The following is a 17,488-nucleotide window of genomic DNA, read 5'->3' as shown; positions in this document are numbered from 1 at the left end:
CATCATCTGGCGAAATGACAGATCTGGCGTGGCACAGGAGGAAATTCTGGCTGGCGGGTAAACTCAAGAAATCGTCTGGAAGCACTCATGAACTTTAGTTATTATTCGTACAGATTCAGGACCGCAGGGATGATATATGGACATTAAACAGGCTGCACTGGGAATTCTCGATGGGATATCTTCCATACCAAATACAGCTTACATGGGTATGGTCAGGAGTTGGGAGGGTAGCGGACTCGCAGGGCAGAGTGCTAAACAAAGAAATCAGGCTGAGACGGAGCGTTTTTTCTATATGCTCAAAAGCCTGGGTAATGCTGAGTCACCTTTACGCAGACTAATTACTCTTGTTTTCACCTGGTTTTATCAAAAGCTTGATGATGAAGGAAAGGAGGCTGTTAACAATAAATTGGGGTACGGCGCTGGAAGCATTGCAGGACGAACAGCCGGGCAAATTACATTGGCACAGACAACAGCAAGTATGATGTTGCGTCGGTTGGCTATTGACGAGGCATACAGGCATTTCATCCGATTCAGTGCTTCAGCCTCTCTAAACGTGGTGATGTTACAGGGGATAATTGAAGAGTCAGCAAGAGCGTCAAGAAGGATGAAAAACAAATATCCGGCTACGTACGCCAGGCTATCAAAAGAGAATTTAGATATGGTTTATTTCCTTGTTGAACGACAATTAGAGCCTTACCTTGTGTTCATCGAAGGACATCCTATTAATTGTAAAGGAATACAAGATGAAATTTGTAAAATCGTTAATGTCCCACGCAATTGAAGGAACCATTACCTTTTTGTCTGTGATTTTTGCTATGGGTTCTTTTTTCTGGTTTGAAAGCACATGGCTGAAACTTACCGGGTGTATCGGAGCATTAATAGTTGGCTATGTGATTTCATACGGAGCGGCGAAAATCAGAGGTGGCTGAACCTGAATTGCTGCTGCGATTTTGCAGCTATTAATAATTGAGTTGAGTAGTTCTGGCTCAATTTTTTATTTAATGGTGAGATCGTTTTAAACTAACCTGCCACCAGAACGCCACAGACGCCCGCTGCGCCACACAAAAGCGCGGTCATCACACTTGATAACCCTATATAGATCATCTTCACAGCGCGGCACATGTAAAGCCGCTGTCACCACTTTGCCGCCAATAACAAAAAAACCAATATTAAATTATTGATTTAAATGATTTATTATATGCGGCAAAGTGCTTTTGCATTTCTTTACCCTTTTTGCGCATCCCGGCGCGCTACGGCTGCTTAACTAAGGGGGCCAGGTCTTTCGCCATTAACTGGGCGATAAAAGGCTGGGCATCAGGATTAGGATGAATGCCATCCTGCTGCATCCACTCGGGTTTCAGATAAACCTGCTCCATGAAAAAGGGCACCAGAGGAATGTTATGCTGCTGCGCTAATCCGGGATAGATGCCGCTGAACGCTTCGGTGTAGCGGCGGCCATAGTTGGCAGGCAGACGAATCTGCATCAGCAGCGGCTTCGCATTGGCGGCTTTAACATCGTCGATAACTTTACTCAGATTCTGCGCGATAGCGTCGGGCGGGAAACCGCGCAAACCATCGTTACCGCCCAATTCGATTAACACCCATTGCGGCTGATGCTGTTTTAATAGTGCGGGCAGGCGCGCCAGCCCCTGTGCAGCCGTATCACCGCTGATACTGGCGTTGATCACTTTAGGTTTTTGCTGCCACTGCTTATCGAGCAGGCTGGGCCAGGCCGCAGTGGCAGACATGCGATAGCCCGCACTCAGGCTGTCGCCCAGCACCATCAGCGTATCTGCAGCAGCAAGACGCGACACCAGCAGAAGAATCAATAACAGGAAGGGATAATGCCAGCGGAAAACATTGTTGAAGTTCATCATCTTACTAAGTCCGTCGGTCAGGGAGAGCATCAGTTAACCATCCTTACCGGAGTTGAGTTGGTTGTCAAACCAGCTGAGACCATTGCGCTGATTGGCGAGTCCGGCTCCGGCAAGTCAACCCTGCTCGGAATTCTGGCCGGGCTGGACGATGGCAGCAGCGGCGAAGTCCATCTGCTGGGGCAGCCACTGCATCAGATGAACGAAGAGCAGCGTGCGGCCCTGCGTGCCCGGCAGGTCGGTTTTGTATTCCAGTCATTTATGCTGGTGCCGACCCTGAATGCCCAGGAGAATGTGCAGCTGCCTTCCCTGCTGCGCGGCGACAGCGACCGTCAGAGCCGTGAACAGGCGAGAGAGCTTCTGACGCTGCTCGGACTGGCTGAACGTCTGCATCATCTGCCTGCCCAGCTTTCAGGCGGCGAGCAGCAGCGGGTGGCGCTGGCCCGCGCCTTCAGTGGCCGTCCTGGTCTGCTGTTTGCCGATGAGCCGACCGGCAATCTCGATCGTAAAACCGGTGACCGCATCGCCGATCTGCTGTTTTCGCTTAACCGCGACTTCGCCACCACGCTGATTCTGGTGACGCATGACGAGCAACTGGCGGCGCGCTGCGATCGTCGCCTGCGGTTGCGCGACGGTAAATTGTGGGAGGAGCAATGATCTGGCGCTGGTTCTGGCGCGAGTGGCGTTCGCCCTCGCTGCTGATTGTCTGGCTTGCGCTGACGCTGGCGGTGGCCTGCGTGCTGGCGCTGGGGTCGATCAGCGATCGCATGGAAAAAGGGCTGAATCAGCAGAGCCGTGATTTTATGGCCGGCGACCGTACGCTGCGCAGCAGTGATGCAGCGCCAGAAGCCTGGCTGGCAAAAGCGGCTGAAAGCGGTCTGACGGTGAGCCGTCAGCTGACCTTTATGACCATGACCTTTGCCGATCAGTCCCCGCAGCTTGCCTCAGTAAAAGCGGTGGACGATCGCTACCCGATGTTTGGCACGCTGCAGACGCAGCCGCCAGGGCTGAGGCCGCAGGCGGGTACCGCGCTGGCGGCACCGCGCCTGATGGCGCTGCTGAACCTGAAAGTGGGCGACACGCTGGAAGTGGGTGACACCCAGCTGCGCATCAGCGGGGAGGTGATCCAGGAGCCGGATGGCGGCTTTAACCCGTTTGAGATGGCGCCGCGTCTGCTGATCAATCTGGCGGATGCCGCCAAAACCGGTGCGATTCAGCCAGGCAGCCGCATCACCTGGCGCTATAAGTTCTCCGGTAATCCCGATCAGCTGGCCAGCTATGACCGCTGGATTGAACCGCAGCTGAAGGCGGACCAGCGCTGGATCAGCGTGGAGAACTCGGAAGATGCATTAGGCCGTTCGATGCAGCGCGCGCAGCAGTTCCTGCTGCTCTCGGCCTTGCTGACGCTGATGCTGGCGATTGCGGCCGTGGCGGTTGCCATGAGCCACTATTGCCGCAGCCGCTACGATCTGGTGGCGGTGCTGAAAACCCTGGGTGCGACGCACGGCGCGTTGCAGCGGCTGATCATCGGTCAGTGGCTGGCGGTACTGCTGCTGGCGGCGATTGCCGGTGGCCTGGTGGGGCAGGGCGTTGAAGCGATCCTGATGGCGATGCTGAAACCCGTGCTGCCTGCCAGCTTACCGGCGGCCAGCGTCTGGCCATGGATCTGGGCGGTGGGATCGCTGTTTGTGATTTCGCTGCTGGTGGGTCTGCGTCCCTATCGTCTGCTGCTGGCGACGCAGCCGCTGCGGGTGTTGCGGCGCGATGCGGTGGCGAACCTCTGGCCGCTGAAGATCTATATTCCGGTGATGATTGCTGTTGTGGTGACGCTGTTAGCGCTGCTGGTTGGCGGCAGTAAAATGCTCTGGGCGCTGCTGGCGGGTGTGGTGGTGCTGGCGGGATTACTGGCACTACTCGGCTGGGGAACCCTGCTGCTGCTGCGTCGGCTGGTAGTGCGCAACCTGGCGTTACGACTGGCGATCAACCGGCTGCTGCGCCAGCCCGGCATGACGCTGAGCCAGCTTGCGGCCTTTTCGCTGTCGTTCATGCTGCTGGCGCTGCTGCTGGTAATGCGTGGCGATCTGCTGGATCGCTGGCAGCAGCAGTTACCGGCGGATAGCCCGAACTTCTTCCTGCTGAACATGACGGCAGATCAGGTGCCGCAGGTGCGTGATTTCCTGCAGTCGCATCAGATCACGCCCGGGACCTTTTACCCGATTGCGCGGGTGCGGCTCAGTGAACTCAACGGCAAACCGGCCGATCCGAAGCTGGATAATGCCCTGAACCGTGAGCTCAACCTGACGGAACTGGCCGATCGCCCGGATCATAATCCGCTGGTGGCAGGCAACTGGCCACCCAAAGCGGGTGAAGTGTCGATGGAAGTGGAGCTGGCCGATCGGCTGGGGCTGAAGCTCGGCGATACCCTGACGTTCGACGGCGATACGCAGACCTTCAGCGCGCGCATTACCAGTTTGCGTAAAGTGGACTGGGAAAGCCTGAAGCCGAACTTCTTCTTTATCTTCCCGCCGGGCGCGCTCGACAGCCAGCCGCAGACCTGGCTCACCAGCTTCCGCATGGAGGCGAATCCTGTTCTGCTGGCGCAGCTTAACCGTGCTTTTCCGGCGCTAAGTCTGCTGGATATCGGCAGCATAATGCGGCAGATCGGTCAGGTGCTGGCGCAGGTCAGCCAGGCGCTGGAGATCATGGTGGTGCTGGTGACCGCCTGCGGCGTGTTGCTGCTGCTGGCGCAGATTCAGGTCGGTATGCGCCAGCGGCGTCAGGAGCTGGTGGTCTATCGCACGCTGGGTGCCGGTAAACGCCTGCTGCGCACGACGCTGTGGTGTGAGTTTGCCCTGCTCGGCGTGGTCTCCGGCGTGGCGGCCGCGATGGGGGCAGAAGCGGCGTTATGGGGATTACAGACAAAGATTTTCGATTTCCCGTGGCAGCCTGACTGGACCCTGTGGCTGGCGCTGCCGTTGTGTGGCGCGCTGCTGTTATCGCTGTGCGGTGGCTGGCTGGGGATCCGATTACTCAAAGGGAAAGCGTTGTTCAGGAAGTTTGATGCGGCGTAAGGGAGTGCTGGAATAAGGCGGCACAGGCCGCCTTTGACCTTGATCCCGATCGCACCCGTTACCGGCGTCTGCCTCTGACTTACCGGCGTATACGTCCATCACATTAACCTTCTGAGCCGCCTGATAAAGGCATTATCAGGCGGTGCGGAGGATTACAGTTTTTCAACCGCCCAGGCGATGCCGCTGGCGTACGCTTCCGGTAGCTGCGGCACCAGCGCGTTAAGGGCAGCCCTGAGCCGCTTTGTATCGCTGTCGGTCAGGTTCAGATGGCCCACTTTACGACCCGGACGCACCTCTTTGTCATACCAGTGCAGATGCACCAGCGGCTGCTGCAGCCAGCTCAGATTCACGTCGGTGCCAATCAGATTGACCATCGCCGACGGCGCAAACACCACCGGCTGCGGTAATGCCAGGCCAAGAATGGCGCGCAGATGCAGCTCAAACTGGCTGATCGACGCACCGTTCTGCGTCCAGTGCCCACTGTTATGGACGCGCGGCGCCAGCTCATTGATCAGCAATCCCTCTGGCGTAACGAAACACTCCATCGCCATTACGCCGACGTAGTTCAGTTCCTGCATGATCGCACTCAGCATCGCTTCTGCCTGCTGCTGCTGTGTCTGATCCGCCTGCGGCAGCGCAACGCTGGTGCGCAGAATGCCATCCTGATGCAGGTTATGCGTCAGCGGATAGAACACCACCTGGCCATCGTGACCGCGCGCCCCCACCAGTGAGACTTCACCGGAAAAGTTGATGCCTTGCTCAACGATGCATTCGCCGTAGCACGCCTCCGGCAGGGTGTGAGTCTCATCGGCACGCAGACGCCACTGACCCCGGCCGTCGTAACCGCCGGTGCGGCTTTTCACAATCGCTAACTCGCCCAGCGAGTCGAACACCGCTGGCCATTCGCTTTTATCCGCCAGCAACTGCCACGGCGCGGTGGCCAGTCCCAGCTGATCCAGCAGCTGTTTCTGCGTCAGACGATCCGCCAGACGCGGAAAGATATCGCGGTTAACAAAGGCCGGATGGCTGGCCAGCTCACGCGTCAGCGCCGTCTCCGGCCAGCGTTCGATTTCGGCGGTGATCACGCTGTCGGCGATAGGGAGCGCGGTAGGATCGGCGTCTAAGCCCACCGGATAAACCGCGATGCCCAGGGGTTCACCCGCCTGACGCAGCATACGACCTAACTGGCCGTTGCCCAGTACGCAAACCGGCTTCATGCATCCACCCGCGGATCGGGATGGTTCAGCACCTCATCGGTCTGGCTCTGACGCCAGGTGGTCAGGCGTAACGCCAGCGCACTGTCATGCAGCGCCAGAATCTGCGCCGCCAGCAGCGCGGCATTGGCTGCGCCCGCCTTGCCAATCGCCAGCGTACCGACCGGAATACCGCGCGGCATCTGCACAATTGAATAGAGGCTATCGACGCCGCTCAGTGCTGCGCTCTGCACCGGCACACCCAGCACCGGCACCAGCGTTTTTGCCGCCAGCATACCCGGCAGATGTGCCGCGCCACCTGCGCCAGCAATAATCACCTGAAGACCCTTGTCGGCTGCCGTTTCGGCGAAGCTGAACAGTTTATCCGGGGTGCGGTGCGCAGAGACCACTTCAACATCAAAAGGGACGTCCAGGCTGGAGAGGATTTCAGCGGCGAACTGCATGGTGGCCCAGTCACTTCTGGAACCCATAACAATGGCGATGCGGGCCGGGGCGTTGGATGACATGGGGTCAACTCCTGTGAATGAACAAACAGACCTGGCCGGGCGGACAGGTTTTGAAGGGCACCGAGAATAGCATGAGAAGCACGCAAGGAAAACGGTTGCGTCGGGCTTAAGGTCGTGGATTTAACCGCAGATTAAAAGTCGAAATGGATAAGCTGAATGCCACTGGCGTCGAGCTGGATCATGGAACCCCGGCTGTGCCAGGCACCCAGCACCGCGCGTTGCGCCGTTTCACCCTGCAGGCTCAGCGTATGAATCGCCGGGCGATGAGTGTGGCCGTGAATTAACAGCGGCACCTGCTGGCGCAGCATAGTGGCGACGACCGCTTCCTGATTCACATCCATGATGGTCTGGGATTTATGCTGGTTGGCCTGTTTACTGTCGGCGCGCATCCGGGCGGCAATACGTTTACGTATCCACAACGGCAACGCGAGAAACAGCCGCTGGATCCAGGGATTATGCACTTTGGCCCGAAAACGCAGGTAACCCGCATCGTCGGTACAGAGCGTATCGCCGTGCATGATCAGCAACCGATGGCCGTAGAGCGTCAGCACCTGCTCTTCCGGCAGCAGCGTCATGCCGCAAGCCTGCGCGAAGCGTCGGCCAATCAGGAAGTCGCGATTGCCATGGATAAAGTAAACCGGAACCGGCAGGGCGCGCAGGGCGCGGGCAACCTGCTGATGCAGCGGATTGGGATCGTCGTCGCCAATCCAGGCTTCAAACAGATCGCCGAGAATATAGAGCGCGTCGCAGTGGGGCGCTTCGCGCTGTAAAAAATGCAGAAAACCGGCGGTAATCGCCGGTTCTTCCTGACACAGATGGAGATCTGCGATAAACAGCGTGCGCGACATTACTCGCTGACGGTCACTTTCTGGATAACGACGTCGTCTTTTGGCACATCCTGGTGCATGCCGCTGCGGCCGGTAGAGACCGCTTTGATCTTCTCGACCACATCCATACCTTCAACCACTTCAGCGAACACGCAGTAGCCCCAGCCCTGAACGCTTTCGTCACGGAAGTTCAGGAAGTCGTTGTCAGCTACGTTGATGAAAAACTGTGCGGTCGCAGAGTGCGGCGCAGAGGTACGTGCCATTGCCAGCGTACCTTTGGTGTTTTTCAGGCCATTGCTGGCTTCGTTCTGAATTTCGTCTTTAGTTTCTTTCTGCTTCATGCCCGGCTCGAAGCCGCCGCCCTGAATCATAAAGCCGTTGATTACGCGGTGGAAAATGGTGTTGTCGTAAAAACCTTCACGGCAGTAATCCAGGAAGTTCTTTACGGTTGCCGGCGCTTTATCATCGAAAGTTTTGATTACGATATCGCCATGGTTCGTCTGGAAAGTTACCATTTTTGTCGTCCTGTAAAGGTTGTCATCAGTTGCTGAGGTCGCTCTGTCGATGGGCGTCCCCCTTTTTGTCGACCGTTCTTATATCATAATTTCCAATGACGCGTCAGCAGCGCGGCGCAGTTGGCTTGCTTTGCGTCGCGCGAGCGATAAAAATACGGCACAATGTCTGGATACTTAAAAGTGCCAACCACACGCGAAAACGGAACCGTTCAATGCTTAAGATTTATAACACCCTGAGTCGACAGAAAGAGGAATTCAAACCCATTCATGCCGGTAAAATCGGGATGTATGTTTGCGGCATCACGGTGTATGACCTCTGTCACATTGGTCATGGGCGGACGTTCGTGGCGTTTGACGTGGTGGCGCGCTACCTGCGTTACCTCGGTTATCAGCTTAATTATGTACGTAACATCACCGACATTGATGACAAAATCATCAGGCGCGCCAACGAAAACGGCGAGAGCATCGAAACCCTGACTAACCGCATGATTGGCGAGATGCACAATGACTTCGCCGCGCTGGGGATTCTGCCGCCCGATGAGGAGCCGCGCGCTACCCGTCACATCGCTGAGATTATCGAGCTGGTGGAAACACTTATCGCTCGCGGTCACGCTTATGTGGCGGAGAACGGCGATGTGATGTTCGATGTGCTTAGCGACACCGATTACGGCGCGCTGTCGCGTCAGGATCTGGAGCAGTTGCAGGCGGGCGCGCGTGTTGAAGTCGCCGACGTGAAACGCAATCCGATGGACTTCGTGCTGTGGAAAATGTCCAAAGCGGATGAGCCAGCCTGGTCATCGCCGTGGGGCAACGGTCGTCCCGGCTGGCACATCGAGTGCTCGGCAATGAACTGCAAACAGCTGGGCACCCATTTCGATATCCACGGGGGCGGCTCCGATCTGATGTTCCCGCACCATGAAAACGAAATCGCCCAGTCGAGCTGCGCTCATGACGGTCCTTACGTCAACTACTGGATGCACTCCGGCATGGTGATGGTTGACCGCGAGAAGATGTCCAAATCGCTCGGTAACTTCTTCACCGTGCGTGACGTGCTGCAACATTATGATGCGGAGACGGTGCGTTACTTCCTGATGTCCGGTCACTATCGCAGCCAGCTTAACTACGGCGAAGATAACCTGAATCAGGCGCGTGCGGCGCTGGAGCGTCTCTATACGGCACTGCGTCACACCGACAGCAGCGTGCCTGCCCACGGCGGCGAAGCGTTTGAAGCGCGGTTCCGCAGCGCGATGGATGATGATTTCAACACCCCGGAAGCCTATTCGGTGCTGTTCGACATGGCGCGTGAAGTGAACCGCCTGAAAAGTGAAGATGGCGCTTCAGCGCACGGGCTGGCGTCGAAGCTGCGCGAGATGGCCAACGTGCTGGGCATTCTGCAGCAGGACCCTGAGTTGTTCCTGCAAAGCGGCGCGCAGGTCAATGACGAAGAGGTTGCCGAGATTGAGCACTGGGTGAAAGCCCGTGCCGATGCGCGCGCCGCCAAAGCCTGGGCGGAAGCGGACATCGCGCGCGACAAGCTTAACGCGCTGGGTGTCATCGTCGAGGATGGGCCACAGGGCTCCAGCTGGCGTCGAAAATAAACCGGAGAGGGCGAGCAATCGCCCTTTTTTATTATGGCGATTGAACAGATTCAGATCCGCGGCTTCCGCTCGATACGTAACCTGACGCTGTCGCTGCAGCAGCTGAATGTGGTGAGCGGTCCCAACGGCTGCGGTAAATCCAACCTCTACAAAGCGGTGCGGCTGCTGCATGAGGCGGCCAGCGGTCGCCTGGCACTGGCGCTGGCTGAAGAAGGCGGCATTCAGAAAGCGATGTGGGCGGGCGGCTTACGCCGGGGCGATCGCCGACACGATCCAAAGCGGCTGGAGCTGGCCGTGGTGATGGATGACATGGATTACCAGCTGGAGATCGGCTTTCCCGAGCCGCTGGTGACCAGCCTGTTCAATCTCGATCCGCTGGTGAAGCAGGAGCGACTCTGGCTGAGCGGTCAGCAGCGCCGTCCTTCCGCCTGTATTATGCAGCGCGAAAATCAGACCGCCTTTCTGCACAACGTTGAGGGCGAGCGCGTCGCCTATCCGGCGGTGCTGCATCCCGAAGAGTCGCTGTTTGGTCAGCTTGGCGAACCGCATCGCTATCCGGAGCTTTCGCAGTTGCGCGAACGTCTGCAGCAGTGGCGCTTTTACCATGAGTTTGCGGTCTGGCCTGGCTCACCGATACGGGCACCGCAGATTGGCGTGCGTGCGCCGGTGCTGAGCCATGATGGCAGCAATCTGGCGGCGGCCTGGGCGACCATTGTTGAGCGCGGTCATTCCGAACTCCTGTCTGAGGTGATGGAAAAGGCGTTTCCCGACAGCCAGTTTGATGTCGATGTGCAGAATGGCCGTTTCCAGATGCTGATGACGCGCCAGGGCATTCTGCGTCCGCTGGAGAGCGCGGAGTTTTCTGATGGCACGCTGCGGTTTCTCTGTCTGGTTGTCGCACTGCTCAGCCCGCGTCCGCCTGCCTTTATGGCACTGAATGAGCCGGAAAACAGCCTGCATGAAGATCTGTTGCCTGCGCTGGCGCGCTTAATCGCCGAAGCCAGCGAGTTCAGTCAGCTCTGGATCACCAGCCATTCACCCCGGCTCGCGACGTTGATAGCGCAGCATACGGCGGTGAATCATATTGCACTGGAACAGCGGGAAGGGGAGACATGCGTAAAGGGGGATGAGCGGGTGTAACAGCGTCCCCGCAGGGACGCCCGGAAATTACTCGACCACAGTAATGCGGAAACCCGCGAATTCCACGGTCTGACCGGCTACGATTTTGCAGCGCTTGCGGGTTTCTACCGCACCGTTGACCTTCACTTCACCCTCGGCAATCACGACTTTCGCCTGTGCGCCGCTCTGAACCCAGCCTTCCAGTTTCAGCAGGTCACACAGATCGACGTGCGGGAATTTACCCAGTGAAAAACTTGTCATTTAAACCACCTCTTTATCATGAAACTCTTCGCACGCCTGCAGCGTGTTTTGAATCAGTGTTGCTACTGTCATTGGACCAACACCGCCCGGCACCGGGGTAATGTAGGAGGCGCGCTCGGATGCACTGTCAAAATCAACATCGCCCACCACTTTGCCGCTCTCCAGCCGGTTAATGCCCACGTCGATGACGATGGCGCCCGGTTTGATCCAGTCACCCGGAATAAACCCTGGCTTACCCACTGCAACGACCAGCAGATCGGCATGCTCAACGTGATGGCGCAGATCTTTGGTAAAGCGATGAGTGACGGTCGTGGTGCAGCCCGCCAGCAGCAGTTCCATACTCATCGGACGACCAACAATGTTGGATGCGCCAACCACCACGGCATTCAGGCCGTAGGTGTCAATGTTGTAGCGCTCCAGCAGCGTCACGATACCGCGTGGCGTGCAGGGACGCAGGGTTGGCGCACGCTGACAGAGGCGACCGACGTTATAAGGGTGGAATCCATCGACATCTTTATCAGGCGTGATGCGCTCCAGCACTTTGACATTATCAATGCCGGCTGGCAGTGGCAGTTGCACCAGGATGCCATCGATTTCGTCGTCCTGATTGAGCGCATCAATCAGCTCCAGCAGCTCAGCTTCGCGGGTCGTGGCAGGCAAATCGTAAGAGCGGGAGTGGAAACCCACTTCTTCACAGGCGCGGCGTTTGCTGGCCACGTAGATCTGTGATGCCGGGTTTTCACCCACCAGAACCACTGCCAGACCCGGCGTGCGTTTTCCGGCGGCCAGACGCTGCTTCACTTTTTCCGCAACCTCAACGCGCACCTGCTGCGCAATCGTTTTACCGTCAATAATTTTTGCTGCCATCAGAGAGGAAATCCACTGTGTTGTGTTGAATCGGGGAAGGGGGGTATTTTGTCAGAAGCGCGGCGCGCTGTCAGTTACAGTTTCAGCCGCGTATGTGCTTTCCGGCTTTTTCGTCGCGACGAGTGCCAGCCTGCATGCGTATGATATCTGCAGGACAATCCGGGGACGATGTAATGATTTGGATAATACTTGCTACTCTGGCGGTGGTGTTTGTCGCTGGATTTCAGCTGCTCACCGCTGGCTCACGCCACGCCGCTCAGCGGCTCAGCAAACGGCTGCAGCTGCCACCGGTACAGGTGGAATCAATGATCTCTATGATGGGGAAAGAGGCGGCGAAAGAGTTTACCGACTATCTCAGCAAGGATAATGAAACGCACCTGCATAATGGCGCCGCGGTACTGCTGATCTGGCAGGTGTTCATTGTTGACGGCAGCGAGGAGAACAGCCAGCGCTGGCATGCGATTCTCAGTCGTGCCGGTTTTCCACCGCTTATTAACCGCCAGCAGTTGCTGCTCGCGCTGGGCTTTCTGCGCCAACTGGAGCCGGACATCCAGGCGCTGCATGCACTTCGTGAGCAATACAATGCGCGTTTCACATCACAAGGGATTGAGCTGGAAGGAGAATTTACCGACAACAGTAAACTCGTGTCGCTCAGCGAATGGCGCAGGCGTCACTGACGCCAATTGGTCATTACCGCAGCACTTCGCTGCGGAGAAACGGCAAAAACGTTGACGTACCCGCTTCCCGACGTATAATCCGTGCCATCTCCATGCGCCCTTAGCTCAGTTGGATAGAGCACCGGCCTTCTAAGCCGTAGGTCACAGGTTCGAATCCTGTAGGGCGTACCAAATAAAATCATCGGTTTACGCCAGCTTCAATCCTACCTGATTATCTTCTTGTGTCGTATTTGTGTCGCTCTCACCCAAAAGTGAGTCAATTTTGCGCGCATGTTCGGTCAGGTGGTTAGGTGCGAGGTGAGCATACCGACGCACCATTTCAATATTTTCCTATCCACCCATTTCCTGCAGCGCGGAAAGCGGAACACCAGACTGGATTAACCAGCTCGCCCACGTATGCCGTAAGTCATGAAAGCGGAAGTCTTCTATGCCTGGCGCTTTTAGACCGATATTCCACGCCGTGTTATCATCACTGCGCATTTTCCTGCCTGCCGGTGCCAGCGTTCCATCGCTGCGATGCTTCGCCTTGGTTTGTACGAACACCTAACGTGACTGCTTATCTATCTGCCCCTTCAGCACTTTGCATGTCGTATCATTCAGAGCCACGCCAATAGCCTTGCCCGCTTTGGCGTTCTCCGAATTAATCCAGGCGACCTTCCTTTGCATATCAACCTGCGTCCATTCCAGATCCAGAATGTTTGAAAGGCGAAGGCCGGTAGCCAGCGCAAATATGACCACTGGTTTTATGCTTTCCGGCATGCAATCAATCAGCCGGTTCGCTTCCTCTCGCGTTAACAGCGGATGCGCTAGCTGACAGGCTTCTTTGTTTTGATAACCGGCGCTGTCTTTATCCAGCCCCATTCATTTGCTGCTGCACGCAGCAGCGATTGCATAAGGGCTGCATGGATGAGGTTATTCAGGCATTCAATATGCAGACACTTTTGAGTGAGTGGCGAAATATTACGCCACCCTTACTGGAATCTTATATAGCTGTGTAATAATGAACCTAAAAAATTGGCTGGGATGAAAAATAATGGGATTTCAGTATTGGTTCACAGTATGTGCCGCCTTTATAGTTGGTCTAATAACGCTGGCTGAGTCTTTCATTTACATGCATCGGGGAATCTATACCAAAACCTTTAAGGGAACGAGTCGCAAGGAATTCATCTACAAGGATGCCAAACCTATTGAATATTGGATCAGCACTATTCTTCATTTTGGAATTAGCATCATGATGATTGGGATCGGCTTCTGGTTCTTACAGGAAATCCCCGCAGTTAACCATTGGTACAATGAAATCCGCACAATGCCAGCATTTTGGTTTTAGGTCTCGTTCGCAGTTCAACCTTTGCTTAGGAAAAACAACCTCATCGTTTACCCAATCTTAAACCTCTAACTTGCGGTTTTTTTATTGCCCGGAGAAAGCTATGGGCATTCAAGTAAAAGGCATTCAACTGGCTCAGTAGAACCTCAACCCTCTGATTGGAGACATTTAGGGCTGAGCAGCGAGAAGTGTTTGAAAGGAATTAAAATTTGAATGGGTAATCCATATTTCGCATGATGGTTATAATCTTCAGGTAGCTATACCATTTTTGCTGCACACCTTTTAGGTGGCGATGATGAGATTCTTGTTAGTCTGGGGGAGCACTCAGGGAGTATTGGGCTCGAAGAGCCAGAATTTATGAAAAGACTAATGAAGTTGTTGCAACAAAGAATCGCTAGTGCCTTTCCATAAATTCATAAAGTGCATAATGGCATAGCCCACTCAGGTGGTTTTTTTGCTATCAGGTCTCAAGCATTGGGCAGATTGGGCCACTTCTTATAAGCGAAGATATAGAGTGTAAAGAAATGCAAGCCGGGGAATGATAGTAACAAAGCCATTTTCCATCCGAATCCCGCCTTTTGAGCCATACGAAAGCATGGAATAAACATAAAAAACCAGATTATGAACGTCATCGCTGCGAGTGGGTTTGGGTGTTCCATTGTGATTTCTCCGTGATTTGCGTTCTCTGGCTTATCGGCAGGCGCGCTATGACTTTTAGCAAAATTGATCATTTTCCACTTTTTTTCGACTACTCCATGCGAGGATTTATCCCGTCTATTATTTTGGGTATAGGGATATGAAGAAGCTGATTTTTGGTGCGGTTATTGCAACATTGCTTTCCGGCCGCGTCTACACAGGCACTAACTTCGACGAATCAAAGCTGAAGAAATGGATAAAGTAATTACCATTTCTCAAAACGGCTTAGCCGCTTTGTCTGACAACTACACCAACCTTGCGCGAATGAATGCTCAGGCTAAGCCCCTGAGGTCCTTCTGTTGGCCGTCGATGAACATCTTCTTGAATGTCGCTTCGTTATCGTTGGTTAGCTTTGCGATATAGCCAGACACCGATAAAGGCCAGCAGAACCGAAAGCACCGCCTTAAGTGCAATCACTGTGAATTCGAAACTATCCATAGCGCCTTCACCGTCACCGCTAATGTGGCCTTCTACCAGGGATCTGATGATCCCTTCAGGTATGAGAAACCAGGTTGCGGAGAAGATTAAAATAAATATCAGTATTTTCATCGCACTACACACTTTGTGAAATCAGGAACATCAATGCGGCCGTATGCTGGTAATCCTCCTTTCATAAAGCAACGTCCCATTCTTACGGCTCCTTGATCGCTGCCCTGATATGCCTTCCGACTAACGAGTCTATTGGTTATCCCTTCTGTACAGTGCCCACTCCTCGATGCGCTCTCCGCCTGGCAGAGTACAGTAACCTGATTCACCATCCGGGCCCTTAACTATGTCCAGCTTGCCGCCCCTCTTTTCACAATGCACAGAGGCTGGGTTAGCCATGCCCACAGCGTGTTGTCTGTCATTATGGGGTACACAGGCTGTGAGTAATAAAGTGGTCGCTGCGATTGTAATTGCTTTCATTTTTAACCTTATCTGAAGAGATTGAGGAGGGTTAATTGTTATATCCACGCTGCTTCATCTCGCGCTGGCTTTTCTGTTTAATTAACCGGCTATTGTGACCTTGGGTAGCCATTGAAATCAGATCATAACCTGGGCTTAATCCCGCCAGTTAGTGTGGATTTATACATACATCGTGTTCATTAGGTGCATCACCTCTATCCCTTACCTTTGGGATCGCATCTCATCAGGGTACAGCCAGAGCTGCGTTGGCCACACCAACCGGCTTTCAGCAGCTGCATTGCTGGCCGCTTATTCGTCAGCTGTAACAGGCGCATTGATAGAGCACTTAAGGAGGGCAGCCATCGCGGGATTAACGGGTTACACCACAGCAATGAAAGTAGCCTAGACAATTTCATCGGGCGGTACCGGTGTCGGCTACGTAAAGAGGTGGGTTAGCATGGGCCGGGTTCACTGTGCTATATTTCGCTCGTATCGCAACGTCATTCAGGATGAATCAGATGAACGAATTTGAGAAAGAACTCTTTAATAATGGCTTCTCTGCTAAAGAGATCGGTAAACTCAAAAGTATTATAAAAAAAGACGAGTCAAAAAAAGATACACTTCAGAGCCTCGTGATTGATCTAAGTAAACGCTTCTGGGGCGGAGTTATTGCTCTTATTATTTTGATGCTTATTGGACTGGATGGCATTTTCAATGCAGATGCTTCAAATGCCATTCCATATATTGTTGTTCTGACGTTTGCATTCCTTGTGGTCTATTTTGTTACGCCTATGAGACTGGCATGGAAATCCTACAAATTTGTCAGAAAAACCAGAAGTTAGTTTTGAGAGGAGCTATTTTGCATTTGATAAAGGTTGATACCTATTCCACTCCCCTTATAGGCTGCTCCAGCGCCTTTTAAAGCAAGTGCTGGTTTACTCATAACCTGTACTTTGCGGTAATAGTCAGTTGGCAGATATTTGTATAGCCTCCAGGCCTCTGGCTTCAAAGTCAGCTTGAAAATGCCATAGTATGAAGTGGTCAAATCAACGACCTGATAGGCTAGCAATCCCAGTCGCTTATCAAAGCCAAAGAAATCTGCAACATCTTCATATTTATCTCTTATTGGGTTAGATGGATGAGCCACACCGCTAAGTCTACCTATGCTCTCAATCCCTGATCCCACTCCATTCATCACAAGGGTGGAACCCGCTACAACACCTAAAATATTACCCGTGGTGACAGAACCCACAATCAGACCGACCCCAGCCACGATTTGTAAGCCACTCAACACCACGCCGATGCCATTGATTACATATCCAATGACCTTTTCATGGTCATAGTAAAACTGCACCGAAGACGATACGACAGCTTCACCGGTTCTGAGCATTCGGTCCTGAATCTTAAGATACTGGCTTTCCTGCTTCAGATTCTGGATACACTCCTGACACTGATCATCCGAAGTCGAATTGCGAATCGTATGGAGCTGTAGTCGAGCGAATCCACGAACTTCATCCTGAAATTTCACTCTTAAAAGAGCATCTTTAAGATGAAAGTGAGAGAGAGAGGTTGCTACATTAACTAACTGATTAGCTTCCAAATTTGCCATCGTTAGAAAGTAGTTTGAGAGTCTTTTCGTGTCCCAATAGTTGTCCATAACAATACCTTTATATAAACGTCGTTCTCACCAGACATGGTTAATCAGATCCTAAAATAGCTGGAGTTTTTAGAGATTACAAATTGAAGATTTTAAGGAGTGGAGACAATTTTAGTAAGGGGTGCCTCAGGAGCATGCAACAAATTCAAATAAAGAAATTTTTAGATCAATATGCTTTCTAACAGGAGTAAATCCTTTAGGGCACCCAATCCTATCTTCTGTTTAGCATCCACATATTCTTTGTTTTCTTACTGACGTCATAATACCTCAATAGTTTGCTTTCGTTCGTACGAACGTATTTAATAGCCGTACTTTGATTATGCGGTGGTTTGGATATGGCACCTATTTATGGCTTTGTCTGGAGCTTAGTAAAGTCAAAACCTGTTTATTGACAGTT

Annotated in this window: 19 protein-coding genes, 1 tRNA gene and 1 pseudogene; 10 read left to right on the top strand and 11 right to left on the bottom strand. The window is 53.8% G+C overall.

The features are described from left to right. Positions 1-136 precede the first annotated feature (136 nt). Positions 137-781, top strand: coding sequence for a hypothetical protein (locus HFD94_RS02170; protein ID WP_167432685.1), 645 nt, complete (start codon positions 137-139; stop codon positions 779-781). Further along, positions 744-929, top strand: a complete 186-nt coding sequence (locus tag HFD94_RS02165; protein ID WP_135980156.1) for a hypothetical protein — start codon at positions 744-746, stop codon at positions 927-929. Before HFD94_RS02170 ends, HFD94_RS02165 begins: the two co-directional genes overlap by 38 nt. 321 nt (positions 930-1,250) lie before the next feature. Here HFD94_RS02165 and tesA read toward each other — a convergent pair whose 3' ends face one another. Further along, positions 1,251-1,877, bottom strand: a complete 627-nt coding sequence (tesA, locus tag HFD94_RS02160) for a multifunctional acyl-CoA thioesterase I/protease I/lysophospholipase L1 (RefSeq protein WP_010671236.1) — start codon at positions 1,875-1,877, stop codon at positions 1,251-1,253. Here tesA and ybbA point away from each other — a divergent pair. Next, positions 1,845-2,531, top strand: coding sequence for a putative ABC transporter ATP-binding protein YbbA (ybbA, locus tag HFD94_RS02155; protein WP_022626092.1), 687 nt, complete (start codon positions 1,845-1,847; stop codon positions 2,529-2,531). The two genes, tesA and ybbA, sit on opposite strands and share 33 nt — an antisense overlap. Then, complete coding sequence (gene ybbP, locus HFD94_RS02150; RefSeq protein ID WP_167429853.1) at positions 2,528-4,945, top strand: putative ABC transporter permease subunit YbbP; 2,418 nt, start codon at positions 2,528-2,530, stop codon at positions 4,943-4,945. The genes ybbA and ybbP overlap by 4 nt, the downstream gene beginning before the upstream one ends. A 152-nt stretch (positions 4,946-5,097) precedes the next feature. On the opposite strand, the gene purK is transcribed toward ybbP, so the two are convergent. From purK to ppiB, 4 genes are all read right to left on the bottom strand, one after another. Continuing rightward, entirely contained in the window at positions 5,098-6,162 is a 1,065-nt protein-coding gene (gene purK, locus HFD94_RS02145) for a 5-(carboxyamino)imidazole ribonucleotide synthase (protein WP_167432723.1), read from the bottom strand. Next, positions 6,159-6,665: a 5-(carboxyamino)imidazole ribonucleotide mutase gene (purE, locus tag HFD94_RS02140; protein WP_010259054.1), complete on the bottom strand. Its 507-nt coding sequence runs from the start codon at positions 6,663-6,665 to the stop codon at positions 6,159-6,161. The genes purK and purE overlap by 4 nt, the downstream gene beginning before the upstream one ends. 131 nt (positions 6,666-6,796) lie before the next feature. Next, complete coding sequence (gene lpxH / locus HFD94_RS02135; protein WP_033766656.1) at positions 6,797-7,513, bottom strand: UDP-2,3-diacylglucosamine diphosphatase; 717 nt, start codon at positions 7,511-7,513, stop codon at positions 6,797-6,799. Next, positions 7,513-8,007, bottom strand: a complete 495-nt coding sequence (gene ppiB, locus HFD94_RS02130) for a peptidylprolyl isomerase B (protein ID WP_033756818.1) — start codon at positions 8,005-8,007, stop codon at positions 7,513-7,515. Before ppiB ends, lpxH begins: the two co-directional genes overlap by 1 nt. A 212-nt stretch (positions 8,008-8,219) precedes the next feature. Here ppiB and cysS point away from each other — a divergent pair, with 212 nt between their 5' ends. Continuing rightward, positions 8,220-9,605, top strand: a complete 1,386-nt coding sequence (cysS, locus tag HFD94_RS02125; protein ID WP_039388349.1) for a cysteine--tRNA ligase — start codon at positions 8,220-8,222, stop codon at positions 9,603-9,605. A gap of 33 nt (positions 9,606-9,638) precedes the next feature. Continuing rightward, positions 9,639-10,745: an AAA family ATPase gene (locus tag HFD94_RS02120; protein ID WP_122889121.1), complete on the top strand. Its 1,107-nt coding sequence runs from the start codon at positions 9,639-9,641 to the stop codon at positions 10,743-10,745. A 27-nt stretch (positions 10,746-10,772) separates the two neighbouring features. Here HFD94_RS02120 and ybcJ read toward each other — a convergent pair whose 3' ends face one another. Next, complete coding sequence (ybcJ, locus tag HFD94_RS02115; RefSeq protein ID WP_003849455.1) at positions 10,773-10,985, bottom strand: ribosome-associated protein YbcJ; 213 nt, start codon at positions 10,983-10,985, stop codon at positions 10,773-10,775. Further along, positions 10,986-11,852, bottom strand: coding sequence for a bifunctional methylenetetrahydrofolate dehydrogenase/methenyltetrahydrofolate cyclohydrolase FolD (gene folD / locus HFD94_RS02110; RefSeq protein WP_122889120.1), 867 nt, complete (start codon positions 11,850-11,852; stop codon positions 10,986-10,988). Between the two features lie 173 nt (positions 11,853-12,025). On the opposite strand from folD, the gene HFD94_RS02105 reads away from it, so the two are divergent. Together HFD94_RS02105 and HFD94_RS02100 are read left to right on the top strand one after the other, a co-directional pair. Beyond that, on the top strand, positions 12,026-12,529 hold the full coding sequence (locus HFD94_RS02105) for a DUF1198 family protein (RefSeq protein WP_033785436.1): 504 nt from the start codon (positions 12,026-12,028) through the stop codon (positions 12,527-12,529). A 94-nt stretch (positions 12,530-12,623) separates the two neighbouring features. Continuing rightward, a tRNA-Arg gene (locus HFD94_RS02100) sits at positions 12,624-12,700 on the top strand. Positions 12,701-12,715: 15 nt separating this feature from the next. On the opposite strand, the pseudogene HFD94_RS02095 reads toward HFD94_RS02100, so the two are convergent. Then, positions 12,716-13,419: pseudogene (locus tag HFD94_RS02095) on the bottom strand (site-specific integrase); the annotation flags it as partial. Positions 13,420-13,562: 143 nt separating this feature from the next. On the opposite strand from HFD94_RS02095, the gene HFD94_RS02090 reads away from it, so the two are divergent. After that, positions 13,563-13,856, top strand: coding sequence for a DUF2542 family protein (locus HFD94_RS02090; protein WP_033766659.1), 294 nt, complete (start codon positions 13,563-13,565; stop codon positions 13,854-13,856). A gap of 1,029 nt (positions 13,857-14,885) precedes the next feature. Here HFD94_RS02090 and HFD94_RS02085 read toward each other — a convergent pair. Both HFD94_RS02085 and HFD94_RS02080 read right to left on the bottom strand, forming a co-directional pair. Continuing rightward, positions 14,886-15,098 (bottom strand): hypothetical protein, encoded by a 213-nt coding sequence (locus tag HFD94_RS02085; protein WP_033766660.1) that lies wholly within the window; start codon positions 15,096-15,098, stop codon positions 14,886-14,888. A 129-nt stretch (positions 15,099-15,227) separates the two neighbouring features. Then, a complete protein-coding gene (locus HFD94_RS02080; protein ID WP_071997996.1) occupies positions 15,228-15,455 on the bottom strand; it encodes a DUF333 domain-containing protein in 228 nt (75 codons plus the stop codon). A gap of 497 nt (positions 15,456-15,952) precedes the next feature. Between HFD94_RS02080 and HFD94_RS02075 the strand changes: the two genes are divergently transcribed. Next, positions 15,953-16,276, top strand: a complete 324-nt coding sequence (locus HFD94_RS02075) for a hypothetical protein (protein WP_050442314.1) — start codon at positions 15,953-15,955, stop codon at positions 16,274-16,276. On the opposite strand, the gene HFD94_RS02070 is transcribed toward HFD94_RS02075, so the two are convergent. Continuing rightward, entirely contained in the window at positions 16,273-17,091 is an 819-nt protein-coding gene (locus HFD94_RS02070; RefSeq protein WP_122889119.1) for a DUF4225 domain-containing protein, read from the bottom strand. The genes HFD94_RS02075 and HFD94_RS02070 overlap by 4 nt on opposite strands. Positions 17,092-17,488: the final 397 nt, after the last annotated feature.

This window comes from Pantoea sp. EKM20T, from assembly GCF_011800485.1.
Taxonomy (GTDB): Bacteria; Pseudomonadota; Gammaproteobacteria; order Enterobacterales; family Enterobacteriaceae; genus Pantoea; species Pantoea agglomerans.
Note: the sequence above shows the minus strand (reverse complement) of the source record. Positions and strands in the feature narration are given on the sequence as shown.